Here is a 17,825-nt window from a genome sequence, read left to right as displayed (position 1 = left end):
TCTCAGCCCGTTAGCAGGCTTTGGTCAGTTGTCCCAATATGGTGGGGCGTTTGGCGCCGGTGGCTTCTGGCAGATTGCCGGCCAGCCCCAAGGTAAATTGTCGAGCCAGCCAGGCAAAGGCCATGGCTTCCAGCCAGTCACCCGGCAAACCTTGCTGGTCGGTTGTGCTCCAGTGCAGTGCAGGCAAGCGGCTTTTTAACGCCTGCATTAGCTGCGGGTTTTGGGCGCCGCCGCCACAAACCGCCACTTCGCCGGTAACGCCCAGCTTATCTAAGTGTAAAGCGACACTTTGTACCGTTAATTCCAGCAAGGTAGCTTGCACGTCGGCAGGGGCTTCGTTGCCGGTTAAAAAGCTGTCGAGCCAGTCGAGGTGGAAAAGCTCGCGGCCGGTTGATTTGGGCCAGGGCTCGGCAAAATACGGCTCGGCCAGTAATTTTGCAAGTAACGCCGGCAGCACCTGACCACTGGCGGCAAACTGGCCGTTATGGTCGAAGGGCTGGCCATGGTGGCGGCGCATCCAGGCGTCCATCAGGGTATTACCGGGGCCGGTATCAAAGCCGCAGACCTTTTCACCCAGATAGGTGATGTTGGCAATGCCGCCGATATTGAGCACCGCGTCACTTTTTAACATGGCTTTATGAAAGGCCGGTACCAAGGGGGCGCCTTGGCCGCCTAATGCCAGGTCTTTCATGCGAAAGTTGCTGATAACATCAATACCGGTTGCAACCGCCAAAGTGGCAGCGTCGCCAATCTGCGCGCTAAAGCCCCATTGCGGGCGGTGGCGAATGGTTTGGCCGTGGCTGCCAATGGCGCGAATTTGCTCGGCCGTTATCTCGGTTTTGGCTAAAAGATTTTTTACTGCCTGCGCTGACGTTTGGGCGAAGGCCAGGCTTAGGCTCATTACCGCATCTAAGTCGTCACTACCCGGCTGGCAAAGCTGATGCAGCCCTTCACAGAGTTTACTGGGCAGGGGTTCTAAATGGGTGGCCAGCAAGGTGGGTGTTGGCGCTTTAAAATCGACCAGCACTGCATCGATACCGTCCATGCTGGTGCCGCTCATCAAGCCAATGTATAGGCTCATGGCATCTCCCTTTCTCAGGCAGGGTTTTTATTGGTCTCAGCATACCCCGAGACACCGTTTTATGCAGCTAACCACGAAACAACAACGCCCGCATTGTGCGGGCGTTGTGAACTGGTTCAGACAACGACTATTTCATCGCCAACATAATGCGTTTTTGGCTATTAAGCCGCGCCAGTAACTCGCTGGCTTGCGCCTTGAAAGCGGCTAATTGCGCCTTTGGCACCGGAGCTGCTTCCGGCAATTTTACGGTGCGTGGGTTGCGATGCACGCCGTTGACCAAAAACTCGTAGTGCAGGTGCGGGCCGGTAACGCGGCCGGTGGCGCCGACTTTACCAATGGTTTGCCCTTGGCGCACTTTCTGCCCCGATGTAACCAGGCGCTTGGACAGGTGCAGGTATTTGGTAACGAACTGCTCACCGTGCTTAATAAAAACGTAGTTACCGTTAAGGCTTGAATAGCCTGACTTTATCACCCTGCCATCACCGGAAGCATAAACCGGGGTACCAACAGCGGCGGCGTAATCAATACCGTTGTGGGGGCGCACTCTGCCGGTAACCGGGTGCAGGCGTCTGGGGTTGAAGCTCGATGAGATGTATTTGTAGCTTACCGGTGAGCGCAAAAAGGCTTTGCGTACCGAACTGCCATTGGCGGTGTAATAGTTGCCGTCGCTGTGGCGCACCGCGTTGTAGGTTTCACCCTGGTTGGTAAAGGTCACCGCCAGAATATTACCGTCGGCAATTAAATCGCCACCTACATAGTTTTGCTCATAAAGCACCGCAAAGCTGTCGCCGCGGCGAAGCTCTAAGGCGAAGTCGATGTCGTAACCAAGGATATTGGCAATGCCGTCGATAATGGCCGGGCTGAGGCCGGCGCTAACACCGGCATTCCAAAAGTTAGAGCTAATGGTGCCGGTGGCAAACTGCTCGCGATGGTCAATAGCGATGTTGCTCTCGGTTAGCTGATAGCTGTCACCGTCTTTAACCACATCAATGATATGGGTACGGCTTTGGGCGTAGCGAATGGCCAGCAGTTCGCCGCTGGCGGCCCGGGCGAATTCAAGTTGCTCGCCTGGGCGAAGTTCGGTGAGGGGTTTGGCCTTGTCCCCCAAGCTTTGCAGCATGTTATGAAGGCTACGTGCAGAGAGCTTGGCGCGGCTAAAGAGCTTGGCGAGGCTGTCGCCACTTCGCACCTGTTGTGTGTGCCAAACGTAATTGGGCTTTTGCTCCGATTCCACCAGCGGTTCGGCTGGCATGTCTACCAGCAACGGGTAACGCTGGCCCACCTCCAGCTTTTTAAGGTGGCTGTCGCGGGTGGCTTGCGCTTTTTCAGAGGGCGTCAATAGCATCAGCGCCAGCAGGGCACTGATGGCGGTCACTAAAATTTTATGGCCCTTGGGTAGGGCGCGAATGTGCTGCAACATGATCAACATACTTTGGGAATTGGTTACGAATTTGTAGCGAACTCGCCTGATCGAAGCGCAGTCTATCGGCTTTTATTGGAGTTAGCCAATCGGATACACTAGGCGCTTATCACTTTTTGCCGTGAAATGAGGTTTAGATCATGACTTTGGCCCAGGACACCCTGGAAATACTGAAACGGGGTGTAGACGAAATCCTGGTTGAAGAGGAGCTTGTTACCAAGCTCAAGGAAAACCGCCCACTGCGCATCAAACTCGGTGCCGACCCAACCGCACCCGACATTCACCTTGGCCACACCGTGGTGCTTAACAAGATGCGTCAGTTCCAGGATCTGGGCCACGAGGTGATTTTTCTGATTGGTGATTTCACCGGCATGATTGGTGACCCGACTGGCAAAAACACCACCCGCCCGCCGCTGACCCGTGAAGACGTGCTCAACAATGCGGAAACGTATAAAGAGCAGGTATTTAAAATTCTCGACCCGGCGAAAACCCAGGTGGTGTTTAACTCCTCCTGGCTCGAAGCGTTGGGTGCTGCGGGTATGCTGAAGCTGGCCTCTAACCTGACTGTGGCGCGGATGCTTGAGCGCGACGACTTTAAAAAGCGTTTTGCCAATAACCAGCCGATCGCCATTCACGAGTTTATGTACCCGCTGCTGCAAGGTTACGACTCTGTGGCGTTGAAGGCCGATGTGGAGCTGGGCGGTACTGACCAGAAATTTAACCTGCTGATGGGCCGCGAGCTGCAAAAGTCAGAAGGGCAGAGCGCTCAGGTTGTGATGATGATGCCGCTTTTGGAAGGCCTGGACGGCGTGAAGAAAATGTCCAAGTCGGCCGGCAACTACATTGGCATTAACGACGCGCCCACCGAGATGTTCGGCAAAATCATGTCGGTGAGTGACGAGCTGATGTGGCGTTACTTCGAGCTGCTGTCGTTCCGGCCTATGGACGAAATTGCCGGCTTCAAAGAGGCCATTGCTGGTGGCGCCAATCCGCGTGATTACAAAATCTTGCTGGCCAAAGAAATCATCGCACGCTTCCACAGCGACGCTGACGCCGAAGCGGCGCACCAGGACTTTATCCAGCGTTTCCAGAAAAACGCCATCCCTGATGATATGGATGAAGTGACCTTGGACGCCGAAACTGACGGAATGGCTATTGCTAACTTGCTAAAAGCGGCAGGTCTGGTGGGGTCAACTTCAGACGGTATGCGGATGATAAAACAAGGTGCCGTTAAACAAGACGGTGAGCGCATCGACGATGCCAAGCTGGTAATCGCCAAAGGCACCACCGCCGTATTCCAGGTAGGTAAGCGCAAATTTGCCAGAGTGACACTGGCCTAAGGCCATAAAAAAGCCCCTCGATGAGGGGCTTTTTTGTCACTGGTAACTGACCGTCAAGGTCACATTACTAAAGGTTCTATACGCCCGAATACCGATATACCAGGTGCCGCTGGTTGGCGAGCTGAAGCTACAGGTTTCGCTATTACCGTTGAGGTAAGGGCGGCAGTCGTAGCTGCTGGTGGTGGGTTGGGCGGCTTGGCGCACATAGAGGTCGGCATCACCGCTGCCGCCGCTGATGGACACATCCAGGCTGCTGGCGCCAGAAGGCACGTCAACGGTGTAGTACAACCAGTTGTTGCGGCTGGCGCTAAGGCTTGACTCGGTAAAGCCGCCAGTATCGCCGCCACCGGTGTCGCCATCGTCGCCGTCACCACTACCGGCGCAGCCGTTTGTGGTTAAGTAATCCACCGCGTCTTGGGCCTGCACCAGGCCATAGCCGTAGTAGTTATCACGGCCGCTGCTGCCGAGATCTTTGGCGGTAGCATCCAGGGCGCTACGAATTTGCGTTGCCGTACAACTTGGGAAATAGCTCCACACCAAGGCGGCGGCGCCAACAACGTGCGGTGTCGCCATCGAGGTGCCGTTGTAGTAGTCGTAATCTTGGTTACCCAGCACGGTTAAGGTAGCGCTTTCTCCCGCCTCGGCCGCTAGTGCTAGGCCCGTTGCCCGGTCAACCGAAACGGTTGGGAAGGTTATGTCGCCACTCGAATCGATAAGAAAGGGCGCTTCGAGGCCCGGCAGCGAGCTTTTCGAGTAGATAATGGCGCCCACACCGCCGGCGTCGGCACAGGCCTGGGCGGCGTCACCTTCGGGGTAGCTGCTGTTTGACTCATTGGCGGTCCGTTCGACCACACAAATTTTGCCATTGGCACCACTACAGCTGGCACTGCTGCCCGAGGTGGTACAAGCCGCCAGGGCCGCCGTAACAGAGCCATTAACGTCGTTCGACACATAGCTGTTGCCGCTGATGGTGTAGCGCATGTGCGGTACCACACCATTGCTGGTGTAGTCGGTGCCAGCAACGGTCAGGCTGGCATCGCGGCCGTCGCCGGGAATAACAGTAGAACGAATGGCCACACCAGGGCCGGCAATTTCAACCTGGCTGTTGTACTGCGAGAAGTAAGCCACGTCATCATTGTTGTCGACCGCTGCCACAGACATCACTGAGCTGTATGAGGCGGGGTAAGACAAGCTGGAGTCGCCGCCGTTACCGGCTGCGGCGATGGACAGTACACCGTTACTTAAAAGGGTTGAGAAAGCATTGGACTCGGTGGTTGATGAACCGGTACCGCCCAAACTCATGTTGATAACGTCGGCACCAGCGTCTTCACAGGCCTCGGCTGCATCCACCAAGTCAGAGGCGGTTGGCCAGTTACCGTCGTTGTCGAAGACTTTAACAATATAAAGACCCACTTGCTGGGCTGGGAAAATACCGACAACCCCTTCGCCGTTATTGGCAATACCGGCAATGGTGCCGGCAACGTGGGTGCCGTGGCTGACGCCTGGCGAACTCCACACCCCGGTGCCGCTGTTGCCTTCACCACTGACACCGCTGCTGGGCAGGTCGTCATGACCCAGGGCATAACCGGTATCCATGATACAAACGGTTTTGCCGGTGGGAGCGTTGGCCCCTAGGCTGCCGGAGGCTTGGATGGCGCCAATACCCCAAGGCTCCATTTCACCCAGAGTGGATGCCAGGGGTTTACGAATCGGATCGGGCTCAATGTACTCCACTTCTGGGTCGTCTTTGAGCTCCCGGTATTCTGCGGTGGTTAAGGTAGCGCCCACGGCATTAAAACGCTCAAGCTTGTTGCGCACCTTGCCGCCGGTTTTCTTTACCTTGTCGGCGTTTTCTGTGGCGCGGCTTTTGCGTTCCAAGGCATTCATCGCCTGAATGCTTTTATTACCCCGTTCCTTGAATTTAACGATATAGCGGGTGGTGGTTTGGTCGCTGCTATCGTCCAAAAAGGGTGGTGTCATGCCTTTGGCGGCGCTGACCGACGGGGCCAGCATCGTAGAGAGGGCCAAAGCCACCGGGGCCAGGCGTAGTGTCAGTTGCGATACGGTCTTCATGGTTCGTCCTCAAAAGTTATTGTTTTTCTCGCGACTGCCATCGACTACCGTATCTGATGCACGAGCGGACTCACCATTTCATAATTCTTACTTATTTGGCGTGATCGAAATCTCCTTTTAAAAACACGTGGTTAGTGACTATTAACCAGTATTTTTTTACAGGGTCAGGGGTTATAAATGGGGCCGCCATTACGTTGGTAGCTGTCTAAAATGCCTTTGGCATCAATGCGCATTAGCCCTCTTTGCACTTTCACGCCTGCCCGTTCCAAATAACGGTAAGACTCGTAAAACACTGGACCTTCATCAAAGCCAATGGCGCGGGCATCATCGCCGGTTGCGGCGCAAACAAGGCGGCGAACACCGCTCCAGAGAGTGGCACCCAGGCACATGGCGCAAGGTTCACAGGATGTAAAAAGCGCGCAAGGGGTGGCTTTGAGGGAAAAGTCCCCCAGTTGTTGCTGGGCCATCATAATGGCGGCCACCTCGCCGTGGACGCAGGAATTATGATTGGCAACAACGGCATTGACACCCACCCCAAGCAAGGCGCCATCAATTTCGCTGAAGATAGCGGCGCCAAATGGGCCACCACTGCCACGGGCGACGTTTTCTTTCGCTAAGGTAATGGCAAGACGCATCTTTTCATTATCATCAGCGTAGTTTTTTTGGTTGCCTACAACAGGTATGATCCAGTCGGGCAAATTGATCGGCAGCGTCAGGCCTGGAAGCGTCAATGCGTTAGCGGCGGCCATAAACATTCCTTTTGTATGAAAAGACTGTTTTTAGCCAATAACACGGGCCTTCCCCATATAAAAAGAATATTTTTTACGAAAACGTTTCTATAACAAACTGTTGTGATCGACTTGGGAAATTTTTCCATTCTTATATACAGCCTGAGTTAATGGCGTACGTGGAACTATTTCCGTCTTGTCTTATGGACCTACCTAGGTCAAAGGAGGAAGGGTGAACCGACCAACACTGAAAATTGCTGTACTGTTGGTGTTTTCACTGGGATTGCTTGCAAAAGCCGTGGCCGCGGATGCGCCTGCGCCAGTAGAAAAATACACCAAAGACGGCCCTTTCAGCCGCGATACGGTTGTTGAACTTGCACGACAATTGGCCAAAAAGCCTTATCAACCCCTTGATGAGCCTTTGCCTCCTGTTCTGGATGACATTACCTACAACGAATACAGCGATATCCATTTCAACCCGGATAAAGCTATTTGGGCCAAAGAAGGGCTGCCTTATCAGTTGCAGTTCTTTATGCGCGGCCTGTATTTCAAAGCGCCGGTTGAAGTGGCCATTGTTGATAACGGCCAGGCCAAACATGTGCCTTTCGACCCGAAAATGTTCACCACCGGTAAGGTGATGAGCAAGCCTCTTCCGGCCCAAGATATTGGTTTTTCAGGTATTCGCCTGCACGCGCCCTTTATTACGAATTACTATGATGAAGTTGCCGTCTTCCAGGGTGCCAGTAACTTTCGCTCCTTAGGCAAAGGCCAAAACTATGGTCTTTCCGCCCGCGGTCTGGCTATTAAAACCGCCGACCCGCAAGGGGAAGAATTCCCGGCTTTTAGGGCCTTTTGGATCCAAAAGCCCTCTAAAGAAAGCAATTCCATCTTGGTGTATGCGCTGCTCGATAGCCCCAGCACCACCGGCGCCTATCGTTTTACGGTTCGCCCTGGTGAAAACACCGTTATGGATGTGGAAGTGACTTTGTTCCCCCGCGTTGACATGGACAAAGTGGGCCTGGCCCCGGAATCGAGCATGTACATGTTCTCGATGAACGACCGCCGCAACGCCGACGATTACCGCCCGGCGGTACATGACTCTGACGGCCTTTTGATCCTTAACGGCAAGGGTGAGCGCCTGTGGCGGCCACTGTCCAACCCCAACAGCTTGCAGTTAAGTGCGTTTGAAGACACCGCCCCCATGGGCTTTGGTTTGATGCAGCGCGACCGCAACTTCAATGATTACCAGGATTTGGGTAACCATTTTGAGAAGCGTCCAAGCCTTTGGGTAGAACCGGTAGGTAACTGGGGTAAAGGCTCGGTCAATCTGATTGAAATTCCAAGCCAGTCAGAAATTCACGACAACATCATTGCCTATTGGAACCCCAAAGACACCCTCAAGGCCGGTTCTGAATACAGCTACGCGTATCGCTTGAGCTGGGGTACTGAACCGCTGTCGCGGGCCGTGCGAGTGGTGGCTACCCGTTCTGGCCGTGCCGATATTAAAGGCCCAACCCCAGATCGCCTCTATGTGGTGGATTACCAGGAAACCCAGCCTGCTTCGGTGAGCCTGCCCAAAGCGGTGGTGTCAGCCTCTGCCGGTACCGTCAGTGATGTCACAGTACAGCCGAATCCAAACGTGCAAGGTTACCGGGTAACCTTTAAGTTCCACCCTGCCGATGCCAAGGTGTCGGAACTGCGCTTGGAACTGAAATTTGATGATGGTCGTCAGGCCGAAACCTGGTTGTCACGGTGGGTGAGTAATTCATGATGCAAGGAACGCCTGAAGAACTTGCGGGCTTAATGCCGCCGCAGGATCTCAAGCAGGTTTACCGTCGTAAACCTGTTGACCCTGCGGCCGTTAAATCACGGTGGTGGAAGCGCCTGCTGGTAGTGGGCTCGGCCCTGGTGCTGTCGGTTTATGCTGTCTATGAAATGTGGATGGTGTTTGCCGCCGGTAAAATCACCTGGCCTGAATACATCGTTATGGGCCTGTTTGCCCTGACCTTTTGCTGGATAGCCCTGGCCTGCACCACCGGCATTGCCGGCTTTTACGCCCTGCGATTTGGTAAAAAGCCGCAGTGGCTGACCAGCGCCCTTACCAAAAAAACCGTGGTGTTGATGCCTACCTACAACGAAGATCCATCCCGGATCTTTGCCGCCATTGAAGTGATGGCCAAAGGCATTATCGACGCCGGGGAAGGAGAGGCCTTCGACTGGTTTATTATCGCTGACACCACCAACCCTGAAGTGATGCTTCAGGAGGAAGAAGCGCTGTTAGCCATTCGTGAACGTTTGGGCGACAAAGCCCGGGTCTATTACCGCCGTCGCCGGGAAAACCTGGCGAGAAAGGCCGGTAATGTCGCCGATTTTTGCCGTCGCTGGGGGCGCCACTACGACCATATGCTGGTGCTGGATGCCGACAGCCTGATTGACCACACCACCATTATTCAGTTGGCGCGCCGCATGGAAGCCAACCCCGATGCCGGCCTTATTCAAACCATTCCGAGGCTTATTCGCGGTAATACCGTGGTGGCCCGGGTGCAGCAATTTGCTACCCGTATTTACGGGCCCATTGTCGGTACCGGTTTGGCATGGTGGGTAGACCGCGACGGTAACTTCTGGGGCCACAACGCCATTATTCGCACCTGTGCCTTTATGGAATATGCCGGCTTGCCCGACCTGCCCGGTAAGGCGCCCTTTGGCGGCCATATTCTGAGCCACGACTTTGTGGAAGCCGCGCTGCTGCGCCGCGCTGGCTGGGTGATTGATATCGCTTGGGATTTAGAGGGCTCTTATGAAGAAAGCCCGCCTTCCTTGATTGATATGGCGGTACGTGACCGCCGCTGGTGCCAAGGTAACTTGCAGCACACCAAAGTATTGCCTACCCGCGGTCTAAGCTGGGTAAGCCGCATGCACATGGTGACCGGCATCATGTCGTACCTCAGCTCGCCGCTGTGGTTGCTGCTGGTACTGTCAGGTTTTGCCCTGGCATTGCAGGCACAGTTTATTCGCCCCGAATATTTCCCCGACAGCTTTTCATTGTTCCCTGCCTGGCCAGTGCTGGATTCCGAGCGGGCAGTATGGCTGTTTGTGGTGACCATGGTGGTGCTGTTTGCTCCGAAAATCATGGGCCTTGTCTTGGGGCTTACCGACAGGGACCTGCGCAGTAAATGCGGCGGCGCCTGGGGGCTGATTAAAAGCTTCTTCTTTGAAGTTATTCTCTCGGCGCTGATAGCCCCGGTGATGATGCTTATTCATTCTGGCGCGGTTATGTCGGTGTTTTTGGGCGGTGACAGTGGCTGGAACCCGCAGCGCCGTGATGACGGCAGCTTGCCCTGGGAAGATGTGTGGCGCCGTCACCGTAGCCATGTGGCAGCCGGTGTTATTTTGGCCATTGCCGCTGCGTTTAACTCCTGGCAACTGCTGGCGTGGTTGTCCCCTGCCATCATCGGTATGGTGCTGGCGGTGCCATTGTCGTATTACACGGCATCGTCAAAAGTGGGTGAATACTTAAAGGCCAGAGGCTGGCTGCGTATTCCTGAGGAAAATGAGCGCCCGGCTATCGAGTGTGAACTGGACAAGGTGCTGCCATTCTATGAAGAACGCCTTGCCTCGGCGCCTACCTTGGATGTGCTGGCCGGTGACCCGGTATTGGCCCGGCGCCGTATTCCGCTTATTGACAGGGTAGCGCCGCGCAAACCTGGCGAGCTTAAAGGCCAGGAAGCGCAGGTGTTCACTAAGCTGTCAGACACCAAAGATCCGCGCCAAGCCTTTTCCTTTATGAATGACAAAGAAAAGGCCTGGCTGTTGTCGACACCGGAGCTTTATCAGCGCTTTGTGAATATGACGGCGGAAAACGCCGTGGCCGCTGAAGTCTAAAAAAGCCCGCCAAATGGCGGGCTTTTTGTTGGCCGATTGCTTATTCCTCTGGCGGGGCTTCTTGGCCGCTAAAATCGCGGTTACTGAGCCACAGGCACTGATAAGGTTGCAGTTCCAGCTCGGCGTGGGGGTCGTTAAAGTGCTTGCCGGTGATTAAATCGAACCACAAGTCGGTACTGACCAGGTTAATGGTCGACAGTGGCACCTTTTGCACTTCGCTAGAGACGTTATGAATAGCAAAGATACTTTGGCTACGGTCGAGACTTTGCCGCCAAAAACCGAACACTTCCAAGCCAAGGTGCAGCGTAAACTGGGTGGCGTTAGGGTGAAACGCTGGCTGCGCGCGGCGGGTTTGAATCAAGTGGCGAAGCGCTTGATAGGCCTGCTGGTGGTGGCTGCCGTTACTGAGTGCGGCCCGCAGTTCTTCCATGGTCCAGGTATGACGGTTAATGGAGCGGTTACGCGAGGTGAGGGCGACTTTTTGGTTGTCGTTCTCGGTGGCAAAGAGGCTGTGGATATAAAAAGCCGGGATCCCTTCAAGGCCAAGCATAATAATGTGAGCACATAAAAAGCGCGCCAGCTGGTGTTCGCTTTTACCACCTTCCACCGTGTCTTTTAAAGCGTCCCAAAGGCTGACATTAAGCTCATAGGGCTTGTCTTCATCGCCCTTGCGCCGGTAACTGACCAAACCGCCCGAGCGGCTGATGGTATCGATAAATTCGCCCATCTCTTCTTCGCTTAGCAGATCTTCTGCTGGGCGCAGGCCAATGCCGTCGTGACTGGCAATAAAGTTTAAATAAGCGGTGCCATTTTGGGCCGGTGGCATGCTCATGGCCCAGGTTTTTAAGTGGCGGCAGGTACCGGAGAGCAGGCAATGCACCAACAGCGGTGGCAGTGAAAAGTTGTAAATAACATGGGCTTCGTTGGCGTTACCAAAGTAGGTGAGGTTTTCCCGGTTGGGAACGTTAGTTTCGGTGATGATCACCGCGTTGGGGAAGCGGTGCTCAATCAGGGTGCGAATTAATTTCACTACTTCATGGGTTTGCTGCAGGTGAATACAGCTGGTGCCTGGCGTTTTCCAAAGGTAGGCCACCGCATCTAAGCGGAAAATGCGCACCCCTTGTTCCAGGTAGAAGTTAATGATGCGTACAAATTCCAGTAGCACCGTTGGGTTGCCGAAGTCTAAATCCACCTGGTCGGGGCTGAAGGTGCACCACACCAAGCGCTCACCGTCATCGGTTTGTACCGGCGTTAACAGCGGGCTGGAACGGGGCCGCACCACCTGGCTGATATCGTCATCCGGGCTGGCTTCTTTGAAATAGTCTTTGCCAGGGTCGCGGCGGCGCTTGAAGTTTTCAAACCAGGCGCTGCGGCTGGACATGTGGTTTATCACCAGGTCGGCCATCAGGTGCTTGCGTTTGGCAATGGTGCTGATGTGGCCCCAATCGCCAAGGCCTTCGTTAACCGACACATAGTCAATCACCGAAAAGCCGTCATCCGAGCTGTAGGGGAAAAACGGCAATATGTGCACCGCTGACAAGCATTCACTGAGTTCGTCGGTGAGAAGCTTATCCAGGGTGACCAGCGGCTTTTCCCCTTCGTCCACCACCGAGTTACCGTAGGTGATCAGCAATACATCATTCTGATTCCACAGGTTACGGTGCGTGGCCGGTGCCTCTGAGCTGGGGTCCAGGCCCATGGTTTCAATTAGCTGGTTAACAAGAGCGTCGTTATCCAACTCGGGGTAGATCACCCGTAAATGACCGAAAAGCTTACGTGTCAGGGGCGTATCCATGGGTCAAGCTCCTAGATAGGCTTTAGTGTCTTCTTCAACGGCATCTTTCAGGGCATCGAGAATGTCCGGCACCGCGCTGATAACCCGGCTCCAGCTGGGCATAAATGGCGTATCCATGGGGTTAGCCAGGAAGGTTGTGCCCGCATCCACAATATTCTGGGCAAAGAGTTCTACGGCTTGCTCTTCTTTATGCCGGTCGTATTTTAAGCCATTGATCATGGCGTCATCGTTGAAAATGTCGATGAAATCCAAGGCAATACGGTAATAGGTTGCCTTAATGGTACGAATTTTTTCAGTGCTGAATATCTCACCGTTGGTGGCCAGCTTTCTAAAGAAGGCCTTGGCGATGTCGGTACTCATTTTCGACAAGCCCTGGGTGGCGTCTTCCGCACTTAAATCCTGGTGTTTATGGTCATAGTTGTCGCTGATATCCACCTGGCAGATACGCTGGGTGGAATAGCTGCGGTACATTTCCGAGAGCACACCAATTTCCAGACCCCAGTCACTGGGAATATGCAGATGGCTAACCAAGTCTTTGCGAAGGGCGAACTCCCCGGCCAGGGAATAGCGAAAACCGTCCATGTAATTAAGGTAGTCGTTATAGCCACATACCTTTTGCATACTGCGAATAAGCGGCGTTACCAACAGCCGGTTTACTCGGCCATGGAGTTTGCCGCCAGCGCAGCGGGCGTAGTAGCCCTTGGCAAAGTTATAGTTAAAGACCGGGTTGGCCACCGGGTAGAACAGCCGTGCCAACAGGCCTCTTTCGTAGGTCACAATGTCACAATCGTGCAGGGCAACGGTTTGGCCCTTGCCACTCGCCAGCATGTAACCAAGGCAATACCAAACGTTGCGGCCTTTACCCAATTCTTTGGGAGCCAAGTCATGGCTGGCCAGCAGTTTGTCGATTTCTTTGAGCCTTGGGCCGTCGTTCCATAGCACCCGGTGAAATTGCGGCAGTCGTGAAAAGTATTTAAGGGCGTGTTTGTATTCGTCTTCGTTGGCCCTATCAAGACCAATAATAATTTCCGACAAATAAGGGACTTGTTCGAGTTCGTCGAGAATACCGGTCAGTGCCGATGATTGCAGTTCCGAGTAAAGAGAAGGCAGCACCAGTGACATGGGCCGATAGCGACGAAAGCGCATCAATTCCTTTTCTAATTCCTCCACCGGTCTGCGGGTCAGATTGTGCAGCGTCGCTATGGTCCCATTCTGGTGAAAGTCCGCCATGCTTAGCTCCTGTGGTTGAGAATGTCCTGTATGGCCTGGTTCCAGCCTTCGGGGCCAGGCGATGTTGTCCTGATGGTACTTGGGGCTTTGGGCATGAGCTGCTCGCTACGGGCCGATTTTATCACCACGGCAATATCTGCTACATCGAGCATGGGGGCATCGTTAGGGCTGTCACCCAGAGCAATGATAGTTGCTCCCGGGTAGCGCTCACGCAGCGCCGCGATAGCGGCCCCTTTTGAATATTGCCCCATCACCGATAAAAAGCGGCCCCCTTGCTGGGCTTGCAGCTGGTGCCCGGCCAAGGCTTGCTGAAAGGCCCACTTGCCAGGGTCGTCGCCAAGCCACAGCAGTGGCTCGGTAAATTCCCGTTCGCTGGCAAGCTTTGCCGAATGTGCATCGAGCCCGGTTTTTTCAACGATGGTGGCTAAATCCCAGTCGGCAAAGCCTTCAAAAGCAAAGCCTTGCTGGCGCAGTTGCCCCAGCACCGTCAATAGCTGCTGGCGTGGCTCAGCAAAGCCTTCAAAATGGCCGTCGCCCCAATCTAAAATAGCGCCGTTTTCGGCAATAAAAGGCCAGCTAAGGGCAAGTTGTTCCCTAAGTTCACGTATTTCGGCGCGGGTTTTTGATGAGTTGAGTACTACCGGTACCTGCATTGCCGCCAACCGCTCAAGGGCGGGTTTAGCGGCTTGCCAGCTATAGCTGTGATGGTCTAAAAGCGTGCCATCAAGATCGGTAACAACAACCCATTTAGTCATAATCCACTGCCTTAATGCTGTGGTCATCGGCCAGTTCAAAGCGCACCCTGGTGCGCTTGGGGTGGGTGGCCAAAAGGTGGCGGGTTAAGCGCTCGTAATGCTGGATAAAACGGACGATTTGCTCGTCGCTCATAATGCCGGCGCCAGCGCCCACCCGCGCTTTGAGCTTATGTTCTTGCTCTTGACGCCAGCGCTGCACCGCTTCCATGGATGGCGCGCGCATGAAAACTTGAAACTGCACCTTGTCAAAAAAGTCCCGGTACGGGCCCTTAAGCTGCTCGTTAACGTAACGGCGCCAATGGCCTTGGTGGTCTTCCTCGGCTTCTAAACTGTTAATCGCATCGCTGACGGCGTCGTCTTCTTGGGGGCCTGCCCCCAAACACCAACCTTCTAAGATCACCACATCAGGGCGGCCTTGAATGGTTGGCCAGTCGCTTTGTGGCGCGCGGTCGTCGATGGATTTATCAAAACGTGGCAGCGGCGTGTGTTGGCTGTCGTGGGCTTTGGCCAGGGTGTCTAAAACCTGTTGGCCGAGGGTAACATCGTGGGTGCCGGGAACGCCGCGGGTTTTTAAGAGCGGATGTATGCTGTCGGCTAAGGCTAAGCGTTCGGCGCGCGTAAGGTAGAGGTCATCCAGTGACAAAACAGCGACCTTTAGGCCTGCCATTTCCTTTAGCAAAATAGCCAAAAAGTCGGCCAGGGTTGATTTACCGGTGCCTTGGGCACCTGTTACGCCAACCACCAGCGGTTTGGGGCTCTGTTGGCTTTGGGCAATGATGTTTTCCGCCAGGGGCAGGTAGTACTGATTGACTACAGCCTGAAAGTTTTCAGGAAGTCGGTGTGCCTGGATGGCATCTTGTATTACGTGATGCATAAAGGTCCCTCACTATCCATTTCAGCATACGGATTGAAGGGGCGGTGGTAAACGTTTTTCCAGATTAAATGCCTGTCTATGAAGGATTATTGCAGCTGTTTGGGAACTGACTCATAGTCGAGCATATCGCGGTGAACTTTTATCTGACCGGCGCCGGTATCTACCTGCAATTCCGTTATTCCTTTTACCACTATCCACACCGGCTGTGGCCCTAGTCCAAATTCGGGGCCCGAGACCAAATAGTGGTATTCGCCAATCAGTATCACCCAGCTGCCAACCACCATGTGACTGCTTTCGACAAAGCGGATCTGGGCCACCCCTTGTTCGGATTTCTTTAAAAACTCAAGGATAGCGGTACGGCCCGAAATATTCTGGCCGTTACCTTGCACATCGGCACTGGGGTCCTGGAAAACCGCATCAAAATGATAGAACTGCTCGAGCTCGCCGTAATCCATGGCGGTGTAGGCCTGCATGTACTTTCTGGCCAGCAGCAACGCGTCTTCATCAGCGTGGGCTGGTAGGCAAAATAGCAATATAAGCAAGTACAGCAGGCGCATGATGGTCTCTTTTTCTGGTTTGTAGCGCAGTTTGCCAGAGCCTAAAGGTTCGGCCAAGTCAGCCTATCTCGTCTAAGTGGATGTCCAAGGCTTTTACCGAAATACGAATTTCCATTACCGACAAACAAAGGGAAATGCCCAATAACATCAGTGAGATCCCAAATAACCACCAGGCTATGGCCGGTGAACCAATATAAATAGCGAGCATGGTAAAAACACAGAATAAAAAGCTCATTACGCCGGCTTCTTGCATATAGCGGATAAGGCTCACTCGCTTACGCAAATTGGCAATTTGTGCCCGTACTCGCGGTGTTAGCTCTTGGGCATGCATTTGACGAATCAAATTAGCCAGATGCAAAAAACGGTTGGTATAAGCCAATAGCAGCAAGGATATCGCTGAAAATAGCACCGCAGGGGTGGTTAAGGTGAGCTCCACGCAGTTTCCTCAGTTTAATGGCGTTGCGCTAATGCATCGAAGCTTAACAAAGCCTGGAGACCGTTGGCAGTGCCGTTAGCCCATTGCTTTATAGTGCGAGCAAGGCCAAACCGCACAGCAAGGCTGTTGCCAGCTCGCCACTTATTGCCAGCTTTCTAAGCCTGGCTAAATGCGCCGCTTGCGGCGCTGCAGAGGGGCCGACCCGGTGGCGTTGGATGCGCTGGCCATTAACCAGTAACGGCCCTCCTAGCTGGCAGCCCAAGGCCTCTGCCAGCATCGCCAGTTGCCATGGGCGCTGACGTGTAAAAAGGGCTGAGGCTTTTAACGGCAGTACCGTCCAAAAGGTCGTGAGGGGTAAACCGCAGCCGCGTAGCAGCCAGGCAATGGCTAATGGGCTGCGGCCAAAGTGTATAAAGCCGGGGCGGGCAGGGTGCCAGCGCTCTGCCAGTACCCACCAAAGGCGGATAAGTAAAGCGATAAGGCCGGCGTGGCCAACAAACAGCAACACTAACAGCATGCGCTCTTTAGTCACGCGCCAGCGCCCTTCAATAGCGGCCTTATAAAGCCCTTCACTGGAATAACGGCTACAGTCTCGCTTTAACAGCGTGGCCAGCAGGGTGCGGCCTTGCTCTTTACTTACCTTTTCAATGGCTTTAAAACGGCTGAGCCTGGCGTCTGACAGCGCCAGGTAAAAGGCTAGGCCATCAATCACCAGCGGCAGGTCTGCTGTATAAGACAATAGCGCTGCCAACAGCGCGACAAGTCCCCACAGTAAAACCAGGGAAAAAAAGCCGGCTCTTTGCTGCTGCTTGGCGCTGCCTTTATTGACCTTAGTGGCAAGACTGTCAGCCAAGCGGGTGATGGTTTGCCAAAACGGCAAAGCCGGCAGCATTTTTGCCGCCGGCCAGGCCAAAAGCAGGGTTAGCTCAGGCCAGTGCACTGTCTTTTAACTTAGCAACCAGCGCCATCACCAACTGTGCCGAGTGGGTTGCCGCTTTTTCAAGGAAGCTTTCAAAGGACATGGGCGACTCTTTGCCGGCAATGTCGGAAAGGGCGCGGGTGATAACAAAGGGCACTGCGAACTGATGGCAGGTTTGGGCAATGGCTGCCGCTTCCATTTCCACGGCAATCATGTCGGGAAAGGCTTTGCGGGTGGCTTCAACACGCACCGGGTCTGACATAAAAATATCACCAGTGGTAATAAGGCCGGTTTTGGCTTTGTGGTGCTCCATGTCACTGATCACCTCTTGGGCGGCAGCAACCAGGCTTGGGTGGGCTTCGAAGGCGGCGGGCATTCTGGGAACCTGGCCAAGTTCGTAACCAAAAGCGGTTACGTCGACATCGTGGTAGCGCACTTCGGATGAAATCACCACGTCGCCTACTTCCAGCGTTGGGTCAAAACCGCCGGCAGAGCCGGTATTGATAATGGCGTCGGGAGCGAAACGTTCAATCAGGATGGTAGTGGCAATGGCTGCCGCGACTTTACCGATACCGGAGCGCATTAATACCACGTCACCGCCGCCAAGCTGGCCGCTATAAATTTCGCAGCCGGCAACGGTTTCGGTTTTAAGGTTACTGATTTGGCTTTTAAGGAGCGCCACTTCCTGTTCCATGGCGCCGATGATGCCGAGCTTCATTGGGGTTCATCCTAACC

General features: G+C 54.3%; 15 protein-coding genes. 3 read left to right on the top strand and 12 right to left on the bottom strand.

Annotated elements, in window-relative coordinates; all coding sequences use genetic code 11:
• Window positions 1–10: 10 nt before the first annotated feature.
• Together DW350_RS14965 and DW350_RS14960 are read right to left on the bottom strand one after the other, a co-directional pair.
• Window positions 11–1,081 (bottom strand): anhydro-N-acetylmuramic acid kinase, encoded by a 1,071-nt coding sequence (locus DW350_RS14965; protein ID WP_115719703.1) that lies wholly within the window; start codon window positions 1,079–1,081, stop codon window positions 11–13.
• Window positions 1,082–1,208: 127 nt separating this feature from the next.
• Window positions 1,209–2,510 carry a peptidoglycan DD-metalloendopeptidase family protein gene (locus DW350_RS14960; protein WP_336406947.1) on the bottom strand — a complete coding sequence of 434 codons (1,302 nt, stop codon included), beginning with the start codon at window positions 2,508–2,510 and terminating at the stop codon, window positions 1,209–1,211.
• Window positions 2,511–2,641: 131 nt separating this feature from the next.
• On the opposite strand from DW350_RS14960, the gene tyrS reads away from it, so the two are divergent.
• A complete protein-coding gene (gene tyrS / locus DW350_RS14955; protein WP_115719702.1) occupies window positions 2,642–3,841 on the top strand; it encodes a tyrosine--tRNA ligase in 1,200 nt (399 codons plus the stop codon).
• Between the two features lie 36 nt (window positions 3,842–3,877).
• On the opposite strand, the gene DW350_RS14950 is transcribed toward tyrS, so the two are convergent.
• Both DW350_RS14950 and DW350_RS14945 read right to left on the bottom strand, forming a co-directional pair.
• Window positions 3,878–5,914, bottom strand: a complete 2,037-nt coding sequence (locus DW350_RS14950; protein ID WP_115719701.1) for a S8 family serine peptidase — start codon at window positions 5,912–5,914, stop codon at window positions 3,878–3,880.
• A 164-nt stretch (window positions 5,915–6,078) separates the two neighbouring features.
• Window positions 6,079–6,663, bottom strand: a complete 585-nt coding sequence (locus tag DW350_RS14945; protein WP_115719700.1) for a nucleoside deaminase — start codon at window positions 6,661–6,663, stop codon at window positions 6,079–6,081.
• Between the two features lie 211 nt (window positions 6,664–6,874).
• Between DW350_RS14945 and DW350_RS14940 the strand changes: the two genes are divergently transcribed.
• Both DW350_RS14940 and mdoH read left to right on the top strand, forming a co-directional pair.
• Window positions 6,875–8,413 (top strand): OpgD/OpgG family glucan biosynthesis protein, encoded by a 1,539-nt coding sequence (locus tag DW350_RS14940; protein WP_115719699.1) that lies wholly within the window; start codon window positions 6,875–6,877, stop codon window positions 8,411–8,413.
• Entirely contained in the window at window positions 8,410–10,524 is a 2,115-nt protein-coding gene (gene mdoH, locus DW350_RS14935; protein WP_336406946.1) for a glucans biosynthesis glucosyltransferase MdoH, read from the top strand. Before DW350_RS14940 ends, mdoH begins: the two co-directional genes overlap by 4 nt.
• Before the next feature lie 40 nt (window positions 10,525–10,564).
• On the opposite strand, the gene DW350_RS14930 is transcribed toward mdoH, so the two are convergent.
• The 8 genes from DW350_RS14930 to mtnN form a co-directional block, all read right to left on the bottom strand.
• Window positions 10,565–12,319: a sugar phosphorylase gene (locus DW350_RS14930; protein ID WP_115719698.1), complete on the bottom strand. Its 1,755-nt coding sequence runs from the start codon at window positions 12,317–12,319 to the stop codon at window positions 10,565–10,567.
• A gap of 3 nt (window positions 12,320–12,322) precedes the next feature.
• Window positions 12,323–13,549: a glycosyltransferase family protein gene (locus tag DW350_RS14925; protein ID WP_115719697.1), complete on the bottom strand. Its 1,227-nt coding sequence runs from the start codon at window positions 13,547–13,549 to the stop codon at window positions 12,323–12,325.
• 2 nt (window positions 13,550–13,551) lie between these two features.
• The gene (locus tag DW350_RS14920; RefSeq protein ID WP_192954702.1) at window positions 13,552–14,304 is read right to left on the bottom strand and encodes an HAD-IIB family hydrolase; all 753 of its coding nucleotides are present in this window, start codon (window positions 14,302–14,304) and stop codon (window positions 13,552–13,554) included.
• Window positions 14,297–15,178: a kinase gene (locus DW350_RS14915; protein ID WP_115719695.1), complete on the bottom strand. Its 882-nt coding sequence runs from the start codon at window positions 15,176–15,178 to the stop codon at window positions 14,297–14,299. Before DW350_RS14915 ends, DW350_RS14920 begins: the two co-directional genes overlap by 8 nt.
• Before the next feature lie 86 nt (window positions 15,179–15,264).
• Window positions 15,265–15,735: a nuclear transport factor 2 family protein gene (locus DW350_RS14910; protein WP_152032993.1), complete on the bottom strand. Its 471-nt coding sequence runs from the start codon at window positions 15,733–15,735 to the stop codon at window positions 15,265–15,267.
• A gap of 58 nt (window positions 15,736–15,793) precedes the next feature.
• Window positions 15,794–16,171 (bottom strand): DUF2721 domain-containing protein, encoded by a 378-nt coding sequence (locus tag DW350_RS14905; RefSeq protein WP_115719693.1) that lies wholly within the window; start codon window positions 16,169–16,171, stop codon window positions 15,794–15,796.
• 88 nt (window positions 16,172–16,259) lie between these two features.
• Window positions 16,260–17,063 carry a CobD/CbiB family protein gene (locus DW350_RS14900; RefSeq protein WP_152032992.1) on the bottom strand — a complete coding sequence of 268 codons (804 nt, stop codon included), beginning with the start codon at window positions 17,061–17,063 and terminating at the stop codon, window positions 16,260–16,262.
• Between the two features lie 34 nt (window positions 17,064–17,097).
• The gene (mtnN, locus tag DW350_RS14895; RefSeq protein WP_115719691.1) at window positions 17,098–17,808 is read right to left on the bottom strand and encodes a 5'-methylthioadenosine/S-adenosylhomocysteine nucleosidase; all 711 of its coding nucleotides are present in this window, start codon (window positions 17,806–17,808) and stop codon (window positions 17,098–17,100) included.
• Window positions 17,809–17,825: the final 17 nt, after the last annotated feature.

The organism is Gallaecimonas mangrovi (assembly GCF_003367375.1).
Classification (GTDB): Bacteria; Pseudomonadota; Gammaproteobacteria; order Enterobacterales; family Gallaecimonadaceae; genus Gallaecimonas; species Gallaecimonas mangrovi.
The sequence above is the reverse complement of the archived record's forward strand: the minus strand, read 5'-3'. Positions and strand labels throughout refer to the sequence as shown.